Source organism: Maribacter sp. PR66 (assembly GCF_028464205.1).
GTDB classification, from domain to species: Bacteria; Bacteroidota; Bacteroidia; order Flavobacteriales; family Flavobacteriaceae; genus Maribacter; species Maribacter flavus.
This window is the reverse complement of record NZ_JAQPCH010000021.1, coordinates 1-6,832: the sequence shown is the minus strand read 5'-3', so window position 1 is coordinate 6,832 and position 6,832 is coordinate 1. Positions and strand designations below refer to the sequence as shown.

At 39.4% G+C, this 6,832-nt stretch carries 6 protein-coding genes; all 6 read right to left on the bottom strand.

Annotated features, from left to right (window positions below; all coding sequences use genetic code 11):
* Window positions 1-2,105, bottom strand: a 2,105-nt coding sequence (locus tag PP181_RS17615; RefSeq protein ID WP_272638049.1) for a heavy metal translocating P-type ATPase, incomplete at its 3' end; no start/stop codon positions are given.
* An 18-nt stretch (window positions 2,106-2,123) separates the two neighbouring features.
* A complete protein-coding gene (locus PP181_RS17610; protein ID WP_127139834.1) occupies window positions 2,124-2,600 on the bottom strand; it encodes a YybH family protein in 477 nt (158 codons plus the stop codon).
* A 134-nt stretch (window positions 2,601-2,734) separates the two neighbouring features.
* Window positions 2,735-3,190, bottom strand: coding sequence for a heme-binding domain-containing protein (locus tag PP181_RS17605; RefSeq protein ID WP_127139833.1), 456 nt, complete (start codon window positions 3,188-3,190; stop codon window positions 2,735-2,737).
* On the bottom strand, window positions 3,191-3,814 hold the full coding sequence (locus PP181_RS17600; RefSeq protein WP_127139832.1) for a DUF3347 domain-containing protein: 624 nt from the start codon (window positions 3,812-3,814) through the stop codon (window positions 3,191-3,193).
* Between the two features lie 34 nt (window positions 3,815-3,848).
* Entirely contained in the window at window positions 3,849-6,134 is a 2,286-nt protein-coding gene (locus tag PP181_RS17595) for a multicopper oxidase domain-containing protein (RefSeq protein ID WP_127139831.1), read from the bottom strand.
* Between the two features lie 3 nt (window positions 6,135-6,137).
* The coding region (locus PP181_RS17590) for a TolC family protein (protein WP_272638048.1) at window positions 6,138-6,832 on the bottom strand (695 nt) is incomplete at its 5' end.

Genomic DNA, 6,832 nt, shown 5'->3' with positions numbered 1-6,832 from the left:
TTGTTTTCCGGTAGCATACTTGCTTGAAAATCGGCAAGGTTAAGTTCATCTGCGACAGCTTTGGCTGTATCGTGATTATCACCAGTAAGCATAATGACCGCAATTCCCTTATTCTGCAAATCCTTGATAGCTTTTGCACTCGTTTCCTTGATTTTATCACCTATGACCACGTAGCCTACAACTTGACCTTCTACAGCGAGATAGGAAACCGTTTTCCCTTGTTTTTGGTAGGATTGTGCCTCGTTTTCCATAGCTTCGGTAAGTGTGGCATTGCCCTGTTCCATCATTTTAGCATTACCCAAGGCTACTTTTTTATTGTTCACTTTACCTTCAACGCCTTTTCCAGTAACTGCGTTAAATCCATCTGCTTTTAAAAACTCTGCGTTTTGTTCTTTTCCATATTTTACGGTGGCTTCCGCCAGCGGATGTTCACTTTGGCTGTTCAAGGAAACAATGTATTGTAGTACTTCGGTTTCGGTAAAACCCTTCTCAAAAGAACCCACTTTCTCAACTGTAGGTTTTCCTTCGGTTATCGTTCCGGTCTTATCGACAATGAGAGTATCTACCTTATCCATTTTCTCAAGGGCTTCAGCATTCTTGATAAGCACCCCATTTTGTGCGCCTTTACCAACACCGACCATTACGGACATAGGTGTCGCAAGCCCCAAAGCACACGGACAGGCGATAATTAATACGGCAATCGCATTGACCAAAGCATAAACATAGGCTGGCTCTGGGCCCCAAATCGCCCAAACGCCGAATGTCACAGCAGCGATGATGACCACGATTGGCACGAAATATCCCGAAACGGTATCGGCCAACTTTTGGATGGGTGCACGGCTTCGACTGGCATCATTGACCATCTGTATAATCTGTGATAACAGGGTGTCAGACCCAACCTTTTCAGCTTTCATCAAGAAGGACTGATTGCCGTTGATAGTTCCGCTACTTACTTTATCATCTACTGATTTGTTTACAGGAATGGGTTCGCCTGTAATCATCGATTCATCGATGGAAGTTTCGCCTTCGGTAATAACGCCATCCACAGGAATCTTATCGCCCGGCTTCACACGTAGGATATCGCCCAATTCAATTTCATCGATGGCCACTTCCTGTTCTTCCCCATCAACTACCTTTATAGCCTTGTTAGGTGCCAATTTTAAAAGTTCCTTGACTGCGGAATTGGTCTTGCTATGCGCACGAGCTTCGAGGACTTGACCAAGTAGAACCAAAGTTAGAATCACCGTAGCAGCCTCAAAATAGACGTGAACCGTACCGGCTTCGGTCTTGAATTGGTCAGGGAAAAAATCGGGTACGAGCATCCCGAACACGCTGAAGAGCCAAGCAACGCCAGCACCGATACCGATAAGCGTAAACATATTTAAGTTCCAAGTCTTTATACTGCGGTAGGCACGTTCAAAGAACATCCAAGTAGCGTAGAATACCACAGGAATAGAAAGCGCAAATTGAATCCAGTTCCAATATTTTAATTCTAAAACATCATATAAGGGGTTGTTGGGCAGCATTTCGGACATTGCAATGATAAAAATGGGCAATGTGAAAGCGACCGCTATCCAGAACTTTTTAAGAAGTTTTTTATAGGTCTTTTCCTCTGCGGATAAATCGGGTTCCATAGGCACTAAATCCATCCCACAAATTGGACAGCTTCCCGGTTCATCCTTAATAATTTCGGGATGCATCGGACAGGTATATTGGGTGTCGGAAGTAGCCGTTAGGTTAACTTCTTCAACCAAATCCATTCCGCAAACAGGACAGTCGCCTGGTTTGTCGTAAGTCTTGTCGCCCTCGCAATGCATCGGACAGTAAAATGTTCCCGTTCCTTGACCTTTGGGTTTCTCAACTTTCTTCTTATCGTGGGTATGCTGATGTTCGCCATTTTGATGGATACTGTATTGCCCACCATCGGCTTTAAGCGCCTCTTGAAATTTCTCTATTGGAATATGGGATTCCATTTCTATGGTCGCTTCGGCTTTTTCTAAATCAACTGTTACTTTTGAAACACCATCCACTTTAGACAGCGTTTCCTCTACGTGACTTCGACAACCATTGCAGGTCATTCCGTGTATGTGGTAGGTGTGTTTCATTTTATGATTGGCTAAAAATTATTTAACATTTCTTGATGATGAATGTGTTTTTACTATCTGCCATTTTTCATCTATCTTCTTAAGGATAGAAGTCGCCACCCCTTTTTTCTTTATGGTTCGAGTATTGGCTTTATCATCGGGATTGAGAACTATGGTGTAGACATAAGTTTCGGTAGTAAACGCATAGGGCAAATCTACTTCTGCATCAATTTCATAATCTGAAAATTCAAACTTCTTGAAATGCCCCAATTCTGGACCCAAATGATGTTCTATATAGTGGGCATAGGTGCCTTCAACACCACCAGATTCAAAAACCTCGGAATCTTCTGTAAATAAGTCAAAAGTACCTTCGGTTGTCAAGTTTTGTAGCGCATCTTTGTAGGTTTTCATTACTTTAAGCACGGCTTGCTTTTCTGTGTTTGTATCTTGTCCGAACACTTGGCTTGTTGCTATTATAATTAATGCGAATATTGTAGTTTTTCTAAGTGCATTCATCCTGTTTATTTTTAAGAATTTTTACTCAAATTCATTTATATCATTATTCATTTTTCTAATATTTTTTATTGTGCCTGACAAGGGAAGGGCTACTAACTAACCAACCATCAACTTTCCCTTCCCATATCAGGACTTTATTCCAAACTGTCTTTTAACGCTGTCATATAATCTATTATCATCCTCTTATCTTCATCTGAAAGAATTGCATCTTTATGAATGAGTGTATAAGAATCCAAGGGCATTTTATCTTCTTCGATTTGGCTTATGATAGACCGAAGTTTACTATTCTTTCGCCGGTCTGAATATGTTGCCCATTCATTAAAATTAAGTTCGTCCTTACCTTCTTGTATGTGATCTTCCAGAAACCAAGCCGCAGGCTGTATCTTACTATACCACGGATAATCTGTATTATTACTGTGGCAATCGTAGCAAGAAACCTGCAACCGATTTTTTATCGTTGCAGGCACTTGATTTTCGACCATAAAATCACTTTGCGGTACATAATCGCTCTCGTTCAGGATTATTGGAAAGAACTGAATCACTACCAATGCCACAAGGGCAAGCCACGCTATGATTTTTAAAAACTTCAATTAGTTGATTTCTCGCTGTACTTTACCGCATTTCAACATTTTATCACCGAAATAGGGGTTTCTAATTTCTTCGTTCATACTAAGCCAAGCACCACCTTTATTGTTATCATACATTGGGCAGAATTGCTCATAAAGCTTCATCCCTGTTCCCGTAATGGCAACCATATCTGTAACATCTTTACTCAATACTTTGAAATGCTCACGCTGATGTTTGATGTCACTTTCTGAAATATGCTCTGCGTGTTCCGTAGCATCTTCGATAATGTCATTCAATTCTGATTTTTCACTTTCAGAATATTTTGATGCATCAAAAGATTTAAGAGATTTAACCAATGTGCCTCCCATTTCCTTTGCTTTATCATTATCATCGCCTACGAGGGCATCTTTAAGACTGAAATAGTCATTAAGAACCGCTTGTGCATTCCCATCTCCGTTCATTGCCATTTCCTTTTTCTCGCTATCATGATGCCCATCGGAATTATCGTGGTTCATTTTTGAATGGTCTTCCTCAGTACTCGTTTCAGAATTGGTACTGCTTTCTGTTTTAGCATCTTTACAAGACACTACTGTTAAGGTTACAAATGCTATTGCAACCACTCCTAATACTAATTTTAATTTGCTCATTTTTTGTTTGTTTAAAAGTTATTAATCGTTTTTTTTAAAATCGGGCTAAAAGACCGCCACCCCAGCCATATCTGTTATTATAATTTCCTTGTATTGAAAAGTTGCGGGATAAGATATATGAAGCTCCAATTAACCATTGAGTTTCACCTTCATAAGATTTGTTATTTTCTAACTCATTGACCCATCCAAAATCTGCTCTGTACTCATATTCACCTTCCAAGAAAATTCTTGGAAAAATCAACAACTCCCTGTCCAGACGTATTCTTGGGCGAAGTTGATGGTCAATACTCACATCCACATTAAACCTATAAGGCGTGAAATATTTAACTCCAACCAATCCCACAGTATTGAATGTATCATAAGAATCTGGTGTTGAAGTTTCAGTATTTACGCCTGCGTACACGCGTACCCAATCATTGAGATATCTATTATAATTCACTTCTATCTCGGCATTTTGGTTATAATCAAACTCGGCACGTAGTCCAAATTCGTTGCGGATGTTGCTCGACATCAATAAAAGTTCATTAAAGTTTGAACCTCCACGAAGCATTCCCCACGAATAGTAATGGTCTGTCTCGTCAATTAGGTTTTGTACTGGATAAGGTTTCATCCTTTCATCTCGTGGTGTATCATAGCTAAATACTCTTGCCATACCACCCATCATATGATATAGTACGTGACAATGAAAGAACCAATCACCATATTCTTCGTTATAAAATTCGATGACCACTTTTTGCATTGGTGGTACGTTAACCGTGTGCTTTAATGGTGAACGCTCTCCATTTTCATTAATCACCCTAAAATAATGACCGTGCAAGTGCATTGGGTGGTGCATCATTGTCAGATTATTTAAGGTAATCCTTGTAACCTCATCACTTTTAATTTTAATTTTGTCTGTTTCCGAAAGTGGTACGCCATTCATACTCCAAACATAGCGCTGCATATTACCTGTTAGATTCAGTAAAATTTCATTTACTGGCACATCAGTCTTAAAAGTGGTGTTTTCCTTTGCCTTTAAAAAATCATAATTGAAATAAGTTTTACGTGTATCATAATTAAATGAAGCGGTGTCCTTTTGCATCGTAGACATCTTATGATTCATTGGCGTCGCATCCTTTTTCATTTCCATATTCATTTCATTCTCCATCTTCATCTGTCCGTCTTTCATATCCATATTCATCTTCATTCCATATTTCTGCATTAGGGCTTCGGGTGTATTTCTATTTTTATTTCCCACTAAAGCAGGTGCACCCATCTTCATATCCATTTTTGCCATTTGCTTCATCATAGCCACTTTATCTGGTCTGTCTATTACAGTTGCTGGATACAATTTTCCGCTACCCAAGTGAATGGATGTACTACCAGAACCATCTTGCGCTGTGGCAGTAATTTCTAAAGTGCCTTCTGGAATGGTTACAATGACATCATAGGTTTCGGCAATTGCAAAAAGAAATCGGTTTTTATATTCTGGTGTTACATCCACACCATCACTCGCAACTATCATCGGGTTACCACCACCAAAATCCACCCAATAATAAGATGAAGCAGATGCATTGATAAAACGTAGTCGTACTTTTTCACCTGTTTTAAACTCTGGATATTCTGCAAGTTTTTTACCATTGGACAAGAACGCAGGATAGTAGATGTCTGCAATATCTGCACCTTCCATTCTATCACGCCAAAAATTAAATTGTGCTCCCAGTGCACCTTCTTTAATCACTCTACTTAATGGTACTGCTGTCCCTTTTTTAACCTGATACCATTCGTTTCCTCGTTTAAGGTTTCGCAACACATTCATTGGTTTTTCGTTGGTCCAGTCAGATAACACTACAACCAAATCTTTGTCGTAGTCCAAAGTCTTTTCTTTAGGATGAATGACGATTGAGCCATAAACTCCTTTTTGCTCTTGTAACATCGTATGGGAATGATACCAATATGTACCAGATTGGTTTATAGGTATTCTATATTGAAATGTAGTATTTGGTTTTATAGGTGGCGTAGTTAAATAAGGCACACCATCATAAAAATTAGGAAGTATTAAACCGTGCCAATGTACAGAGGTTTCTTCATCCATTTTATTGGTTACGTTAATAATGGCAAGGTCACCTTCATTAAATTCTAATGTAGGACCTGGAATGCCACCATTAATTGTCATTCCGTTTGCGGTTACACCTGCAAGGGTTATTTCATTTTCTTCGATAGTAAGGTTATATTCTTTTATGTTTCGACCTTCTTCTTTTCTATCTTCACCATTTGTCCCAACTTGGGCGAATGTAATTGAAGTTAAGAATAAGAGAAGTATTGTGTTAAGTGTTTTCATTGTTTACTTAATTAAATAATTAATGATTGTACTTTGCACATAGTAGGTCTTCACAGATTCTATTTGGTTTATTTGAAACTTTAATTGCAATTCCTGAATGTCCAGCACATCATTAAAATCGATAGTGACGGTCTCATAGTTCTTTACCAGAATTTCTTCGGCATCTTTGGCTTGTTTCAGGTTACGAGCTTGTGTGTTGTATGCTATGCGTGCTTGGTTACGTTGTGATTGCGCTTTCGCGAAAGCGGATTCCAGCACATTCAATCGCTGTTCCCGTTGGGTTTCTATTTCTTGCTGTCGCAGTTCATTTTGCCTTGAAATGGATTTGTAGCGATTGTTGAAAATGGGGATGGAAACCGACACCATCGGCATCAATACATCTTTCCCATTATCGCTGAAATTGACATCGCTGCGTTCCGTTACGGGCAGGTAGTCTAAACCAAAACCAATCATAGGCAAACTCTCGCGCTGGTTGAGCAGTTCAGATTGTGCTACCGATTCATAGAGTTTGTCATATTTGAGCAGTTCAGGATTGAGTGATAGCGCATCATTAGAATAAAATGGGTCTTCCTGCGGGATTTCCATTTCTGAAACGACGTCAACCGTCATCATTGCATCGCGGTTGAGCAAATTGTTGAAAGCCGTTTGTTCTGCTGTAAATTCTTCTTCCAGCACTTCCTTTTGTTGTTGTAATTCAT

Excerpts from the sequence above, each read along its gene's own strand:
- PP181_RS17595 (WP_127139831.1), bottom strand. The coding sequence starts at position 6,134 with ATGAAAACACTTAACACAATACTTCTCTTATTCTTAACTTCAATTACA.
- PP181_RS17610 (WP_127139834.1), bottom strand. The coding sequence starts at position 2,600 with ATGAATGCACTTAGAAAAACTACAATATTCGCATTAATTATAATAGCA.
- PP181_RS17600 (WP_127139832.1), bottom strand. The coding sequence starts at position 3,814 with ATGAGCAAATTAAAATTAGTATTAGGAGTGGTTGCAATAGCATTTGTA.